The sequence below is a fragment of the Bifidobacterium sp. ESL0728 genome (assembly GCF_029392015.1).
In the GTDB taxonomy this organism is placed as follows: domain Bacteria; phylum Actinomycetota; class Actinomycetes; order Actinomycetales; family Bifidobacteriaceae; genus Bifidobacterium.
The window spans coordinates 15,568-30,763 of record NZ_CP113925.1; the positions used below are offsets into that span (position 1 = coordinate 15,568).

Sequence of the window (15,196 nt, forward strand, 5' to 3'; positions counted from 1 at the left end):
TCTATGCAACAGCTGGGAAAGGCACAGGAATATGGAATACACCAACAATGAAAGCCCAAATGGCTATAGCGGCTGCTGTGCTGACGATTCCTGCCCGGACCGCATTGGGATCCCAATCGATTTGAGGTACCATGGATCTTACCTTGTCCCACCATTCCTGTATTTGAGCCGGATTTAGCTCGACCCTTTCCGTCGCATATCCTGGCTGCCATCCCGATAATTTGTTGATTTGCAGATTGACATTAGTTGATGCGTTAGCGTTATTTACGTTTTCTTTAACACCTTCCGCGATATTTAATTTTGGATTGCTTGGGTCGCTTACATCCAAATCCAGAGTGATTGATTCCGTTGCACCATCAAGGGTACGATGCCAAGATTCGGTGAGATGTCCTTTGTTGCGCAAGTCGCTTATTACGGACTCTGAATCTTTATCGCATACCCATCCTTGTGTGTCGTCTGGTATTCCACCATTCTCGTCAATATGAACTCCTTTCTTGTCCCAAGAGAGCATGTCCTTGAGCAAGGTTTTCTGTTTCTTGAATACAGACTCGGGAATCGTGATGGTGAGATTGCCGTTCCCGTCAGCCTCACCTTTGGCGGTAATGGTGATTATGAGTCCTGGGCCGACTGTCATGGTCCATGAATCTCCGGCTTTGAGTGTGGGACAATTGTCAAGTGCGAAATTGCCTATGGCTTTGAAAGCATCGAAAGCCACTGAGGGGTTTTGGCCCATTTTATTTAAGTCAAGCCCATTCCTCGCAATTTCCGCGAGATATTTTTCGATATTGAGATAGTCGGTGACACCGGCTTTGAGTTTGCCGTTGATGTTGGCGGCGGTGAATGAACCTCCTGAACTCACGGTGTCGGTAAGGGCTTTGAGTTGAGCGGTGAAGCTGTTTATGTCAGCGCCTGTTGCCGCGAATTTCGTCATGTAGCCGTTGGCATCGTTGTTGACGCTGGTCCAGATCTGTTGGATTTGTTTGCGGGTGGTGTTGTTGATATCTATCAGTTGGCGTTCATAAGCGTCTTGGCCTTGGAAGACTTTGATACCTTCGTTGATAAGCCAGCCGATACCCGGGAAGTTACCGACACCATCCCAGAAGTTGTCCCATCCGCTTCCCTGGTCGGAGCATACCTTGCTGACATCCTGTAGGTATTTTTGTTTCGTGCTTTCGCGGAAGTCTCTGTTTACCATGGTTTTCGCTCCTGTTGTATCGTCTTGTGGATGTTTTTATCGTGGCTGTCCTGCGCTGTGTCGGTAATCTGTTGTCAGCCTTTGAACTGCCAGGAGGCCCTGTCGTCGCTGTTTTCGTAAGAGTTTCGGGCTTTTTCCAGGAAGGTAGCGGTGCTCGAGAACAGGCTTTCCATTTGCTGCACCATGGTGCTGTATGATTGGTCTACACCGTGTATGGTGTCGATTACCGCACCGCCACCTTGTTTGTCGGCTGCGTTGTAAGGAGCACAATCGTTGGCGAGTATGCGAAGCTGTTTGATGGCATCATTCATAGTGCTGATGCTCATTGATATTGGTTTACCCATTTTTCCTCCTTGCGTTTAATAATCAGTAAAGTGGTTTGTCGTCGTTTTTGACTTGACTGATGAAATTATCGGTGGCGGTTGAGAAGGACTTTCCAATAGACTGCAGGCGTCGAGACTGGCTGTTGCCGTACAGGCTTGAGACCACGTTCTTGAAGGCCACGATTGCGTCATGGAATTGGCCTGCGGGCACGCCTTCATCGGCGACGAATTGCAGAATATCCACATAGTTTTCAAAGAGGGAATCCACAGATCCTCCCTCGCTGTTGCATGAATTGCCGACCTTGTTGACGTAGCTATCGTCGATTACCAGATTCGGATCCTCTGCCATCACCGGTTCCCTTTCCTTTGTGATTCAAGCCTTTGCCGCTTTCTCGCCATTTCCTGCTCCTCTTCTTCGGCGCGTTTCAGTTTTTTCTTGTAGTAGGTTTTGTCTTCTTCGATATCGTCCATTTGGCGATTGCAATCCTTGATTTGCAGTTCCTGCTCTTCGACTTGGCTATCAATGTGGCGCAGGGTTTCGTCGTAGCTGTCGGCGACATTGGCGTAGGGACTTCCCTGAATTTGGTTGGTCATCATATCGAGGAAAAGCTCGGCACCGCGGCACTGCGGGGCATTCTCTCGTAAACGGTAGAGCGCCGCGCGTCTGTAATCTTGGTGGTCTTCGAACTCTTGTCGCTGCACTTTGAGATGGCTGCGGATGTCTTGGCAGGCCGACAGGCTTTGTTCGGCTTGCCGACGGCGGGCTTCGACTTTCCGGCCACGGCGTTCGAGATTGGCCAGTTTGTCGTTGATTGTATCGGAATATGCCACGTTGCTCCTTAGACGCTCCATTGTCAGCGAAACTTTCCGATACATTTATATCATATATAGATAGAAACTATTGTTTAATGATTACTGGTGCAAAGTGCACTTTACTGACGGTAGTGAGGGAAACATGCAATTTATTGAGGTTTAAGTGTACTTTATTGACGGTGGCGTCGAAAAGCTGCGTGTTGAGATACGTTAAGTGCATCTTTTAGACGTCGGTGTCAGAAAGCTGCACTTTAGGATGCGTAAAGTGCATCTTTTTGACGGTGTCATACTGAAAATGCATTTTGCGATTGTTCGGGGATTGATGGTAGCTAACATCAGCCAGATATGACTGGCGGAATCCTGACTTATGTTGGGAATGTGCACTTTTTCAAGGCTAATATACATGTTTTGGACGTCAGCGTCGGGAAAGTGCACTCTACGACGGATTAAATGCACTTTTTAGACGGTAGCAACACGAAACCCGCCGACTGACATGTGTCAGCAGCGGGCTTCGTGGTTACAGATGCGCAGGTATGTTCAGCAGACGCCTTGGGCGACCATGGCGTTGGCGACCTTGACGAAGCCGGCGGCGTTGGCGCCGAGCATCAGATCGCCTTCGTGGCCGTATTCCTTGGCGGCGGCCAGGCAGTTGGCGACGATATTCTCCATGATGTCCTTGAGCTTGGCGTCGACCTCTTCGAACGTCCAGGAAAGACGGTAGGAGTTCTGGCTCATCTCAAGGCCGGAGACGGCGACGCCGCCGGCGTTGGAGGCCTTGGCGGGTCCGTAGAGCAGGCCGGCCTTCTGATAGGTCTCGATGGCTTCAGGCGTGGACGGCATGTTCGCGCCCTCGCAGACGACCTTGCAGCCGTTCTTTACCAGCGCGGCCGCGGATTCGCCGTCGACCTCGTTCTGGGTGGCGCAAGGCAGCGCGATGTCGCAAGGAACGGTCCAAACACCCTTGCTGCCTTCGTGATATTCGGCACCAGAAACACGGTCTGCGTATTCCTTGATACGGCCACGGTGGCCGAGCTTGATGTCCTTGACCACGTCGAGCTTGATGCCGTTCGGATCGTAGACATAGCCGTTGGAATCAGAGCAGGTGACGACCTTCGCGCCCATTTCCTGCGCCTTTTCGATGGCGAAGATGGCGACGTTGCCGGAGCCGGAAATCACAACGGTCTTGCCTTTGAAAGAATCGTTTTTCAACGTGCGCAAAGCGGCGGCGGTGTAATAGCAAAGACCATAGCCGGTCGCTTCGGTGCGGGCGAGCGAGCCGCCGAACTCAAGGCCCTTGCCGGTCAGCACGCCGGAATACTCGTTGCGGATGCGCTTGTACTGGCCGAACATGTAGCCGATCTCGCGCGCGCCCACGTTGATGTCGCCGGCGGGAACGTCGGTGAACTGGCCGATGTGGCGCTGCAACTCGGTCATGAAGGCCTGGCAGAAGCGCATGACCTCGCCGTCGCTACGGCCCTTCGGGTCAAAGTCGGAGCCGCCCTTGGCGCCGCCCATAGGCAGGCCGGTCAGCGAGTTCTTCAGCACCTGCTCAAAGCCGAGGAACTTGATGACGGATTCGGTGACGGTCGGGTGCAGGCGAAGGCCGCCCTTGTAGGGCCCGATGGCGGAGTTGAACTGGATGCGGTAGCCGCGGTTGACCTGCACCTTGCCTTCGTCGTCGACCCAGGCGACGCGGAACTTGATGGCGCGCTCGGGTTCGACCAGGCGCTCGAGGATGCCGTTCTTCTCATATTCCGGGTGCTTTTCGACAACCGGCTCCAAAGTCTCGAAGACCTCACGGACGGCCTGCAGGAACTCCGGCTGGTCGCCGTCGCGCTTCTCAACCTGCGCATATACGCGCTTGACATAGTCATTGGTCAGCATTGATACTCCATTTTTGAGTTAATATTGCCGGTTTTTATTGTAAGAATCTCGCGTGTTTGGTGAAAGGGTGAGTTCAAAAATTGGTTATTTTTTTCGTGCCGTTAACGGAATGGAAACATAAATAATCGTGCGTGATCTCACGGCATCCCGTACGGTTTCCGACAGAATTTCTTGAGTATCGTCGGATTGGACGAAACAGGCCACTTTGCGCATGGTGTTATGGAACGCAACCGGTACAATGAAGGTAATACGAAACTGGGAGGCTGGCATGTTCAAAGGGTTCAAGAAATTCATCTCTCGCGGCAACATGATCGACATGGCCGTCGGCGTGGTTATGGGCGCCGCGGTGACCGCCGTGGTCAACTCGATCGTCAACAATCTCATCAACCCGTTGATCGCCATGATTTTCGGCAAGCCCAACATGAACAACCTGCTGACCGTTACCTTCAACCACTCCACCATTTCCTTCGGTGCGATCCTGGGCGCGCTGCTCAACTTCCTGATGATTGCGGTCGCCGTCTATTTCTGCATCCTCGTGCCGATCAACAAGTTCCGTGACATGTCGGAGTCAATCTTCAAAAAGAAGGATGACGAGGAGGAGAAGAAGGAGATCGGCACCGACCAGCAGACCGTCGATTTGCTCAAGGAGATTTCCGAGGAGCTCAAAGACATCAAATCCGGCGAGAAAAGCGCAAACCAAGTCGAGAAAAGCGGTGAAGACCAAACCGAAAAGCAGTAGTGCCACATTACGCCAGTTTTTGCATTACGATAATTTTCAGTATCAAAGATTGCATTGGCCTGATTGGTTACTATGCTTGGTTGAACGGGTGAAGCTTGATTTTTCAGTGAGGGACGGTAAGATCCGAATATGTTTGATCGTAACGATTTGCTAAAGGACGGAAAGCTCAGCAATGTGCGTTTCGAGAAAGTTGGCAATGAATCGTTGCGTACCAACAACGTGAACGCAACCGACTACTCCTCCCCCAGGCCGAACGGCGCCGGCGGGGCCGAATCCGTGGGCAATACCCGGATCCACATCGCCAACGGGACGGGCAAGGTCGCGGCGCGATCCGCGATTTTCCCGGAAGTCAGTTTCTCGCATATGACCATGCCGGCCACGGTGATGGAATGGAAGCGCGAGGGGGCCACGGCCAAGATGGCCACGATGACCTTCCTGCTCCACGGTCACGTCGAAATCAGCACGGCCGACAACAAGATCCTGAAGCGTCGCCCCGGCGTTTTCCTCATCCCTCCCGAAACGGGTGATGTCGTTTTCAAAACTACCGTACCGGCCAACGAGCTCATCGGTGTAAGCCTTTCCTCGCGCCTTTTCGCAACGATTCTGCCGGACTATAAAACTTATTCGATGATGGGGCAGAATTCCAAGCTTGACGTCGTTTCGTTGCAGCCGTTGCTCGCTTTCGTGGTGAGCGCCTGCAATCTGAACAACCAGCATTCGCAGATGGTCGACACGTTGGAAACCGTGGCCAACGACGTCGCGCGCTCGCTTCTGATCGCCTGCTTCGGCCAGGGTATGAGCGTGATGCCGTTGATTGAACGGGTGCGCAAATACGTCGCCGAAAACTACACCGATTCCGCATTGAGCGTCACCAAAACGGCCGAGCACGAGAACGTTTCCGTGCGTACCGTCCAGCTTGCGTTGCAGGAGGCGGACACCAATTTCACCGCACTAGTCCGCCGTGCCCGCACCGAAGCGGCACTGGAGCTGCGCAAAAGCCAGCCGTCACTCACGTTGATGGAAATCGGCGACCGCTGCGGGTTCGGTTCCGTCTCGTCGCTGCGCCGCGCGTTGAAGATTCACGAAGAGATGGAAGACGACGAAGGCGAAGAGTAGTCGTTGGCCTTTTCGCTGGTCTCCTGGGTGTGTATCGTCCATTAATTGATTGCGATTTCGTATGCCGTTTTCGTGTCTATCGGCGTGACGGCGTGTCGTTATGAAATGTAATCTAGTTCATATTTTCTAATTGTCTATTGTATTGCGCACCGCCGTTTATTAAAAACGGTTTGTTATACATTGAGTGTATATATGACTTCGCCTGACGCATAATATTCATTTCTCGTAATGCTGAATAAGTTCTTGTGACAAGGTTAAAAGTAGCTGAAAATACTGGAAACATACTGTTTCTCACAGAGTTTGTAAAAGCGACGGGAGACGAAGAGATGCGTAGTTACCTGACTTCTCATAAAATATACAATAAATTATTCACTAAAATAGCCGCCATTGTCGGTACGATAGCCATGCTTCTGACAGGATTCGTGGCGTTCGCAAACCACGCCAACGCGCTTCCCGCGACCGGCGGCAACGGACGGATGGGCACGGCCATCAACTGGGTCGAATGGGGGGCGAAAGACGCCGTCATCTCCGGTTCGAAAGTGACCTGGACCAAGCCGGTGCAGGCGGGCCCGAGCAAGTGGATGTCGACCAGATGCTCGCTCGTGCCGACCGCAGGAGCAACCGATGCGCTTTCGTCGTCCAAAACGGTGACGGTCTACACCCCGGGCTCTTACGGCGGCGATGGCTTGGGCCAGATGTATTTTGACGGCGGTCCCGGTTACGCCAACACCATGAAAATCGGCCTCGCGACCACCAACGATGCCGAAAAGGTGACATTCGACTTCAGCTGCTCCGCCTATCTGATCGACTCGAGCACCGACCCGAGCGGCAATCTCAACGATTCCACCAATACCAGTGGCAGCGGATTCCTCAACGTCCCGCTGCAGGGCCTGGTCTTCGCCGACGCCGAGTCCAACAACTGGACGTATTACCAAAAGGAATACATCAAGGCCACCCCACAGAATGGCGCCAACCCTGCTTGGAGGCTCCTCGACAGCTACCGCACTCCAGGTTGCACCACCAATTCCGTGGCCGAACTCAAAGGCAGCACCATGCGCTTCCGTTCCGACGGCGGCCAGTGCTCCAACTCCGGCGGCACAGGCCCGTCCTCGACGATGTTCCTGCAAGGCTCCACCAGCGCCACGGTGACGCTTAAGGGCGGCGGCAAGACGGCCGTGGCTTTGGGCAGCATCGTCTCTTCCGATTTCGGCGACGCGCCGGAAAGCTTTGGCGTGGCCGGCTCCATGTTCCAGCCCTCCTGGCAGGGCGGCGAGCTTGGCAACGGCGACATTCCCAGCACCGATTACGCCACCCAGGACTCGAACGATCCCGACAACAGCATGGTCGGCGGCAAGCTTTTCAACCTTTCCGCGGCCAAGGACGGAGTGGGAAGCAATCCGAACCTGCTTGCCAACACCGCCGCACCGAGCCCTCGACTTGGTGCCCACGAGGATGGCGAAGCCTCACCGCATTTCGATGCCGACGCCGATTGGGATGATCTCAATGGCGACTCCGCCTTCGCCTCGGCCCCCGGCGACGTGGTCAACGACGAGGATGGCGTCGATATCCCGAGCTCCACCCACGCCATCAACGTGATGCCCGGCGCGGACGGCACGTTCAGCCAGAAAGTGCGCTGTTACGGCACCGGCGATGTGCGAGGCTGGATCGATTGGAACCATGACGGCCAGTTTGAGGCGGCTCAGGCGACGTCAAATGCCCAGCGAGAAGCCGAGGCCAGCAATCAGGTGGCCTGCACCGCCGATTCCAGCTCGTCCACGGGTTACTCCGCAACGTTGACGTGGATATTGCCCGGTGACGCCAAGCGCCAGATTTCAGGCGATGGGACACCATCCTACATGCGTTTACGTATTACAAACCAGACGGATCCGGGAACCGGCAATATCATCAATATGCAGCCGACCGGTATGACCAGCGGTTCCGGCGAGGTGGAGGATTACAAGGCCGATGTACACGTCCCCACGCTGAGTGTGCTCACCAATATCGTCGGCGATCGCAAGCACCCCAGCGATCAGTTCAACATGACGGTGCACGTCACCAGTACCGGCGCACAAATCAACAACGTGACCACCACCGGCAGTGACAACGGCGTGCAGCATGTGCAGGTCGGACCCAGAAGCGTCGGTCCGGGCTACCAGTACACCCTCGCTTCCGACCTCGCCAGCGGTTCCACCAGCGTTGCGGCAGATTACACCACGTCGGTCAAATGCGCCGACTTTGCCAACCACAACGCCGACGTCCCGATTGGCAGCGATGGCAAAATGACCATGCCGGTCAACTATGACTCCGACGTGCGATGCATATTCCTGAAGACCTCATCGCCCGATCCGGCGTTGACGATGACCACATTGGTGCACAACAACCACGGCGGCACCAAGCAGGCCGGCGATTTCACCTTCACCGCGACCAGCGATGACGGCAATCCCGCCCACGTATACAACTACGAGAGCGCCAGCGGCAGCGATTCACATACCGTGGCCCCCGGAAACTATACGATTGAAGGATCTCCCGTTCCCGCAGGCTATAAAGACAACGGCATCACCTATACGGACGAAAACGGCAATACGCTCACGTTGGCTGCTGCCAAACTCGCCCTCGCGCAAGGTCACAAGGCGTTCGGCGTACGTGTGCTGGAGGATGTGCCCGGCAAGCTGACGCTCAAGACAGAGGTCGACAACGCCAACGGCGGCACCGCCACACCCAATGATTTCCACTTCGGTGTCACTCCTGACGGCGGCAACGAAACTGATACGGTCATTTACAACGAAGGCGACCAGAAAGAGGTCTCCGCGACCAAGTACACAGTCGCCGGTTCCGCGCTTCCCGGCTACGATCAGGTCGGCGACATCACGTATACCGATGACGTTACCCATCTGCAGTTGACACCGGTCGCCGCGCAGATCGCCATCGCCAACGGCCAGTCCGTCACCGGCGTGCGCAAGGTGGCCAGCAAACCGGCGAATCTCACGATCAAGACCGTGGTTCGTGGCGGCAGTGCGGTCCCCTCCGACTTCCCGGTGACGGCCACCCCGACCGGCGGCTCGGCGGTTTCCATGCCCGACAGCGTCTCCCACGACTTCCCCGGCAACCACTACGAGGTCGCCACCGACCTGAGCGCGCGCCCGGGCTACACCATCAGCAGCCCCTTGAACTGTGTGCTGAACAACTCCGTGCAGCTGCCTCTGGTGAGTGGCAAGGTGCCGCTCGACTACGGCCAGAACGTCGTTTGCACCCAGGAAGTCACGCCGGGTAGGGCTCACCTGACCCTCTCGACGGTGGTTCAGGGCGACGGCACCGCCACCCCGAACGATTTCGACTTCACGGTCACCCCGGCCGGCGGCAGCGGGCAGAACTATAAGGAAGGCGTCTCGCAGGACGCGCCTGCCGGCAACTTCACCGTGGTCGGTTCGGATAAGCCCGATTACGAGCAGGTCGGCGACATCGTCTACCACAAGGACAGCGACCCCAGCGTCACGCTGACCTTGGCTCAGGCGCAGGCCGCGATTGCCGACGGCGAGAGCGTTTCCGGTGTCCGCACGGTGAAAAGCCACCAGCCCGTCCTGACCGTCAAGCTCGTGCGCAACTATCGCTACGGCGGCACCGCGGCGGGCGACGGCTCGCAGATCAGCCTGGTCCCGCAAACCGGTTCCGCGCAGGACGTCACGCTCGATACGGCCAGGCACGTCGCTTCCGGCACGTATTCGATCAAGCAGCTTCTGAACGCGGGCTACAAGCAGACCGACATTCAAGTCAAGCTTGACGATGGCACGCCGGTCACGGTCGCTGCCGACGGCACGTTCGTCGTTCCGCAAGACAAGAACGTCATCGTCACCGTGACGAACGAGGACGAGCCGGGAACGGTGGAATGGTCCCGCTTCGACCAAGACGGCAAGACGCTGCTGCCGGGTTCGACCTGGCATCTGAGCGGCCCGAACAACGCCAGCATCGATGTCACCGATTGCACCGCCGGGCCATGCACCGGCATCGACCAGGACCCGACGCCCGGCAAGTTCAAGGTTCCGAACCTCCCGTGGGGCGAATGGACGATCACCGAGGTCACGCCTCCGGCCGGCCATGAGCTCACCAAGCCGGTGACACTGCCCCTGAACCCGACCGACGGGCTTTTGCAGCACGCGCAGTTCCAGAACGGCAAGAAGCCGGTCGTCACGCCCGGTGCCCAGCAGCCGCCGGCTCAGGCCGCCCGGCCATTACAGCCTCAGCCTCAGCCTCAGCCCCGACCTCGGCCGCAGCAGCATTCTGCGCCAGTGCTTTCCGCGACAGGTTCGGCCGTCGCCATGATTGCCACGTTCGCTGCAGGCCTGCTGATGTTGGCATTCGGCATCGTGACGGTTGGAGCTTCCAGGAAAGGACGCCACGCACGTCATGCGTAAGTAGCGCGAGGCGCTGCGTTGTTGATTCATCGCAGCGCTGATGCGTCGAGATTTCGCGGGCCGGCTTTCGTTTAGCGCCAAGCCGGCCCGCGATTTTATTGGGGCAACGGAAGGCACTTTCCGTTGCCCAGCTTATTTTTGTGTAGTCGTAGGAAAATGTTTTCTGCCCCATCGCTTGATATGGATGGCGTTGTTGGCCCGGTTCATGCTGTGACAATTCAAAGACGGGATCCAAAGATGAATTTCGTCGCTTGGTGGAAATAACTCATTGTTGATAAAACGAGTTCGAATTACGCAGCAAAAGTTTCGTCATCTGCATAATATGTCGTTGATTATTAATCTGTGTCATTATGGGGGTAACGCTTATGTAATTCAATGGCGAGTTTTTGGTACAGCGGTTACTCCCTTTCCGCTGCAGGTCTCTCTGGAAGGAGACGAAGATGTTCAGACACAGAGGTTTAGCGAAATTTGCCGGTGTGGTCGGTGCGGCTGCCATGGCCCTTACCGGTGCCATAGCCTTCACCAATTCGGCCAACGCGGTTTCGGCCACGGACGGCAATGGCCGCATGAGCCCCAGCATCAACTGGGTTGAGTGGGGCAATGCGAAAGATGAAATCACCACTTCGAAGACAACCTGGACCACACCGGTCAAGGCCGGCGACAACACATGGCTCGCGACGCGGTGTGATATCCAGCCGGTCGGAGGCGACTCTGATTCGTTGTCAAGCGACCATGCGGTCACGGTGTACCGGCCTGGCAGCTGGTATGGAGACGGCCTTTCCCAGATGTATTACACAAGTGGCAGCGGTTCGGGCAATACGATGAATATCGGCTTGGCCAACAAGGACGATGCTGAGAAAGTTACTTTCGACTTCAGCTGTGCCGCCTATAAGATTGATTCGTCCACTGAACCCACGCTTACGCCGACAACCAGCGTCAGCGGCTATACCAACATCAATTTGCAGGGCCTGGTGTTCGCGGACGCCGAGTCCAACAACTGGACTTCTTACCAGCAGGAATACATCAAGGCCACTCCGAAGAGCAGTCTTCCCAGCACCACCGCATCCTGGCGTGTGCTCGACAGCCACCGTACCGACGGCTGCACCACCAACTCCGTGGCGGAGATGAAGGGCGACACCGTGCGCTTCCGCTCCGATGGCGGCCAGTGCGGCAATTCCGGAGGAACCGGCCCATCTTCGGTCATGTTCCTGCAAAATTCGGAAAGCGCCCGCGTTACGCTCAAGGGTGGCGGCAAGACCGCTGTTGCCCTCGGCAGCATCGCGGCGACCGATTTCGGCGATGCTCCGGCCGGTATCGACGACCCCAATGTCAATTACGGGATTGCAGGTTCGTTGCTCCAGCCGAATTGGAAGGGCGGCAAGCTGGGAACGGACGTGACTGGTACCACCTATTCAAAGGATCCGCTCGATCCGGACACCAGCATGGTCGGCGGCACGCTGTTCAACCTTTCCAAGGCCAAGGATGATTTCTCCTCGACGAAGCCGACACTTGCCTCGTTTGATCAACCGACGCCGCGTTTGGGCGCCACCGAGGATTCCGAGGTGCGCTCGCACCCCACCGGTGGTGATCTGACCGATTTCGAGGACAACGCCGACTGGGACGACAAGAACGGCGACTCGAACACCACCGTGGGCACCGCGGACGTCAACGACGAGGATGGTGTTGCTATTCCGACGGACACCAAGGCCATCAAGGTCAAGCCCAGCTGGGCCGGCTCAACTGGCAAATTCACGCAGAAGGTGCGTTGCTACGGCACCGGCGATGTGCGCGGCTGGATTGACTGGAACCGTAATGGTCACTTTGATGATGTAGAGGCGACGGCCAATACGGACAAAGATGCGGAAGCCAGCGACCAAGTGCAATGCGCTGCCGATCCGATCGATACTGTCACTGGTTATTCGGCCACATTGACATGGATTGTGCCTGGTGATTCCAAGCGCCAGATTGGTTCCGAGACCAAATCCTCTTACATGCGTCTGCGCATCACCGATGATGCCGGCACTGGACCCCACGGCATCGTCGATATGCAGGCGAAGGGCCTGACCACCTCCGGCGAAGTCGAGGACTACAAGGCCGATGTGCACATTCCGTCATTGACGATTCTGACGAGTATCGGTGGTAATCGCAAGGACATCAACGATCAGTTCAATCAGTCCATCAAGGATTCAAGCGACAATCCAATCGTCGATATTCCCGATGTACCGACGACCGGAACCGTTTCCGGCTTGCAACCGACGACGAATGGTCCCGTCAGCGTCGGACCGAACCAAACGTTCCATATCAGTGATGATGTGACTGGTGGTACCAGTCATGTGGGTGATTACACTTCAACGCCCACATGTTTGGATATCTCCAAGACCCCGGCCAAACCTGTTACTGTCACCGCAGGCGTGATGACCATGCCGCCCGATTTTGATGCGAACGTGCAGTGCACGTTTACCAAGAACGTGGCGGCCGCCCAGTCCATCACGATCAACACCATTGTCAATAACAATCATGGTGGCCAAAAGACCGGTGACGACTTCCCCACTACCGTTACGGATAACAGCAGTTACAACCAAGTTTATCAAAGTGATGATACGTCCGGAAGTATCTCCAAGACGCTCCCTGCTGCGGGAACCTACCAAATTATTCCGGCTGCACCGGGGACTGGATACCATCAGGTCGGTGACATCACCTACACGGATTCCGATTCAGGTGCGGCGCTCACTCCGGTCGCTGCTGGTATTGCCATAGCTGCGCACCAGCATGTGGTGGTGACACGTGTCCTTGAGGATGAGCCGGCCAAGCTGACGCTCAAGACCGTGGTGGACAACACCTACGGCGGCACGGCGACGTCGAACGACTTCGACTTCACGGTGATTCCTGACGGCAAGAGCGCCGCCGACGGCGTGAAGTACGTGGAAGGTGTTCAGCAGACGACTGCTGCCGGAAAGTACAGCATTACCGGTTCCGATAAGCCTGGATATTCACAGGACGGCCCCATCGCCTATCACGATGACACCGCAAACGTGGATCTTACCGAAACTGCCGCGAAGATTGCGCTCGCGAACGGCCATTCCGTCACCGGTGTGCGCACGGTGCGTTCCAACCCGGCGAACCTGACGGTCACCACCCATATTGAAGGCGGCGGCAATGCGACAATCGACGACTTCCCCGTGACGGCAACGCTTACGGGAGGTTCGGTCGCCTCGATGCCGAACAGCACGGCAAAGACCGTCGCTTCTGGCACCTACACCATCGTTACGGATATGAGCGCGCAGCCCGGCTACAAAGTGACCGATGAATTGGCCTGCGTGGTCAACGGCGCCGCTCCGGTTGATGTCAACGACACCAAGGTCGCCCTGCTCAACGGCCAGAATGTGGTCTGCGAGCAGACCGTGGCCCCGCAAAGCGACCCGACCCTGACCTTCGAAACGCAAGTGCTGGGTAACGGCAAGGCCAAGCCCGGCGACTTCAACTTCGCGGTGACGCCGTCCGGCGGTTCCGCGACCACCTACACGCAAGGCAAGGCCCAGGTTCCGGGATCGACTGATTTCACGGTGACCGGCTCCAACAAGGCGGGCTATGCGCAGGTGGGCGACATCGTCTACTACGCCAACGACGACACCGCCCGCGCGCATCCGATGACCTTGGCCCAAGCCCAGCAGGCGTTGCGCAACGGTCGCAGCGTGACCGGCGTCCGTCAGGTCAAGCCGACGAGCATCAAGGTCCATGTCGACCGCGACTATCGTTACGGTGGCACCGAGGCGGGCGATGGCTCCAAGATCACCGTCAATCCGGCGAGCGGCACCTCGTTCGACCTCGCCCTTGACGAGCAAGAGGACATCGCGCCCGGCACTTTCTCGGTGCGTCAGTTCCTCAACGCGGGCTACAAGTTGAACGATATCAAGGTCACCGCAAACGGTGCTCCCGTCAAGCTCAATGCCGACGGTTCCTTCGCGGTCAATCTGGGTGACGAGGTTGTGGTCACGCTCAAAAACGTGGACGAGCCCGGTACTCTCAAATGGTCGCGCTTTGATAAGGACGGCAAGACGCTGCTTTCCGGTTCGAAGTGGCGGCTCAACGGCCCTGACGGCCAGACGCTTGACGTCGAGGATTGCACCGCCGAGGTTTGCACCGGCCTTGACCAAGATCCGACCCCTGGCGAGTTCAGCGTCACCGGCCTCAAGTGGGGCGATTGGACCATCACTGAGACGGTCGCCCCGGCCGGCCACGAGCTCTCCAAGCCGCTTCCGTTGACCTTGAACCCCGCGGAAGGCAAGTACGGTTTGCTCAAGACGGGTGTATTCCAGGACGGCAAGTCCGCCGACGTCACCCCGGGTGCCAAGCCCGTTTCTGAAGATGGTGCGAAGCCCGCTCCTGGGGACAACGCCAAGCCCGCTCCTGGGGACGGTGCGAAACCTGCCCCTGGGGACGGTGTCAAGCCGAAGCAGAACGCTAAGAAATCGGGGCCGCAGCTTTCCGATACCGGTTCCGATATCGCGGTCGTTGTGATGATTGCTTTCGCGACGTTGGCGCTTGGGTTCGTAATCGCAACCGGCACGGCCAAGGCTTTGCGCCGTCGCGAGGAGTGAGATGAGCCAATGACACCGCACTTACGGCGATAAGCGGTTGAACGCATTCGGCCGGCTTCCTTCCGACAATCTCGGAATGAGGGTCGGCCGAATTGCACATCGCTGACGATTATTCAAAA

Annotated in this window: 9 protein-coding genes; 4 read left to right on the forward strand and 5 right to left on the reverse strand. The window is 56.8% G+C overall.

Annotated features, from left to right (window positions below):
- Position 1: 1 nt before the first annotated feature.
- From OZX67_RS00075 to gdhA, 5 genes are all read right to left on the reverse strand, one after another.
- Entirely contained in the window at positions 2-1,195 is a 1,194-nt protein-coding gene (locus OZX67_RS00075; RefSeq protein WP_277142991.1) for a hypothetical protein, read from the reverse strand.
- Between the two features lie 74 nt (positions 1,196-1,269).
- A complete protein-coding gene (locus tag OZX67_RS00080; protein ID WP_277142993.1) occupies positions 1,270-1,539 on the reverse strand; it encodes a hypothetical protein in 270 nt (89 codons plus the stop codon).
- Positions 1,540-1,561: 22 nt separating this feature from the next.
- Positions 1,562-1,867: a hypothetical protein gene (locus OZX67_RS00085; protein ID WP_277142994.1), complete on the reverse strand. Its 306-nt coding sequence runs from the start codon at positions 1,865-1,867 to the stop codon at positions 1,562-1,564.
- The gene (locus OZX67_RS00090) at positions 1,867-2,349 is read right to left on the reverse strand and encodes a hypothetical protein (protein ID WP_277142996.1); all 483 of its coding nucleotides are present in this window, start codon (positions 2,347-2,349) and stop codon (positions 1,867-1,869) included. The genes OZX67_RS00085 and OZX67_RS00090 overlap by 1 nt, the downstream gene beginning before the upstream one ends.
- A 519-nt stretch (positions 2,350-2,868) precedes the next feature.
- Entirely contained in the window at positions 2,869-4,215 is a 1,347-nt protein-coding gene (gene gdhA / locus OZX67_RS00095) for an NADP-specific glutamate dehydrogenase (protein ID WP_277142998.1), read from the reverse strand.
- Between the two features lie 268 nt (positions 4,216-4,483).
- Between gdhA and mscL the strand changes: the two genes are divergently transcribed.
- The 4 genes from mscL to OZX67_RS00115 all read left to right on the forward strand — a co-directional run bounded on the left by mscL (position 4,484) and on the right by OZX67_RS00115 (position 15,077).
- Complete coding sequence (gene mscL, locus OZX67_RS00100; protein WP_277145085.1) at positions 4,484-4,954, forward strand: large conductance mechanosensitive channel protein MscL; 471 nt, start codon at positions 4,484-4,486, stop codon at positions 4,952-4,954.
- 129 nt (positions 4,955-5,083) lie between these two features.
- Positions 5,084-6,070 carry a helix-turn-helix domain-containing protein gene (locus tag OZX67_RS00105; protein ID WP_277143000.1) on the forward strand — a complete coding sequence of 329 codons (987 nt, stop codon included), beginning with the start codon at positions 5,084-5,086 and terminating at the stop codon, positions 6,068-6,070.
- 422 nt (positions 6,071-6,492) lie between these two features.
- Positions 6,493-10,479, forward strand: a complete 3,987-nt coding sequence (locus OZX67_RS00110; protein ID WP_277143002.1) for a CshA/CshB family fibrillar adhesin-related protein — start codon at positions 6,493-6,495, stop codon at positions 10,477-10,479.
- A 440-nt stretch (positions 10,480-10,919) separates the two neighbouring features.
- Positions 10,920-15,077, forward strand: a complete 4,158-nt coding sequence (locus OZX67_RS00115; protein WP_277143005.1) for a CshA/CshB family fibrillar adhesin-related protein — start codon at positions 10,920-10,922, stop codon at positions 15,075-15,077.
- Positions 15,078-15,196: the final 119 nt, after the last annotated feature.